The sequence below is a fragment of the Dietzia cercidiphylli genome, assembly GCF_014145145.1.
GTDB classification, from domain to species: domain Bacteria; phylum Actinomycetota; class Actinomycetes; order Mycobacteriales; family Mycobacteriaceae; genus Dietzia; species Dietzia natronolimnaea.
The window spans coordinates 1-1,097 of sequence record NZ_JAALEA010000437.1 but is presented as its reverse complement, the minus strand read 5'-3'; the positions used below and the strand labels follow the sequence as shown (position 1 = coordinate 1,097).

Genomic DNA, 1,097 nt, shown 5'->3' with positions numbered 1-1,097 from the left:
GTCCCTGAGGGCGGCGATCCCGGGGGCGTTCTCGTGCCCGAGGTCATCGGGGAGGAGCACGGCCACGGCCCGGTCCTCCGGCACGAGGGAGACCTCGTCGGCCACCACCCGGCCCACCGAGCCCGCCTCGGTCTCGAGCCACGCGACAGGCCGTCGTCCCGCACGGACCGGGCGCGGCGAGGTCGCCCCCGGGTCGATCTGCGCGAGCAGCTGTTCCGCGACCGCGGAGACGGTCTCCGGGGTGCGGTAGTTGACGGTGAGCTCGCAGAGGACCCACCGGTCGTCCACGTACGGCGAGAGCGCGTCCTCCCACGAGTCGATGCCCGCAGGGCTGGAGGTCTGGGCGACGTCCCCGACGAGGGTCATCCAGCGGTTGGGGGAGCGGCGCATCAGCGCGCGCCACGCCATGGCGGACAGCTCCTGCGCCTCGTCGACGATCACGTGACCGAACGCCCACGTCCGATCCGCGCCGGCACGATCCGCGACGGTGAGGTCCGAGTCCGCACTGTGCCGCCGGGCGAGCGACTCCGCGTCGACCACGTCGTACGCCATGAGGACCTCCGGGTCCAGGTCGTCCTCGATGTCCTGGACCGCCGACCCGGTGAGGATCTCGAGCGCCTCCTCCGCCTGTCGGACCTGTTCGGCCCAGGCTCGGTCCGCCTCGTTGCCCTCCTCGGTGGGGTCCTCGCCCAGCAGTTCGGCGAGTTCGTCGAGGAGCGGGACGTCGGCCACCGAGAACGCCCCACCGTCGGCGCGGAAGAGGGCCTCCTGGTCCTCGGCCACATAGTCGCCGGCAGCCTCGGAGATCCGCTCGCGGCTGGAGAACAGGTCGGCCAACAATTGCTCCGGCCGCAGGGTGGGCCACCACTCGTCGATCGCGGCGAGGACCTCGGGCGCGCGTTCGACCTCTGTGCGCAGCGCGGCCCGGTCCTCCGCGTCCAGCAGCGGCCGGGCGGGGTCCCCGAGATCCCCGACCCCGTCGCCCTCGGGGGACCAGGCGGCGTCCTCCGCGTGCCCGACGGGATCGGTCAGGGACGCCACGTACTGCTCCGTGAGAGCGTCGATGATCCTCGCCGCGAACGTGGAACGCGCCTGGT

Annotated in this window: 1 protein-coding gene; it reads right to left on the bottom strand. The window is 73.0% G+C overall.

Features of this window, described 5'->3' with window-relative positions:
• On the bottom strand, positions 1-1,097 hold a 1,097-nt coding region (locus G6028_RS14885), incomplete at both ends, for a helicase domain-containing protein (protein ID WP_479682431.1).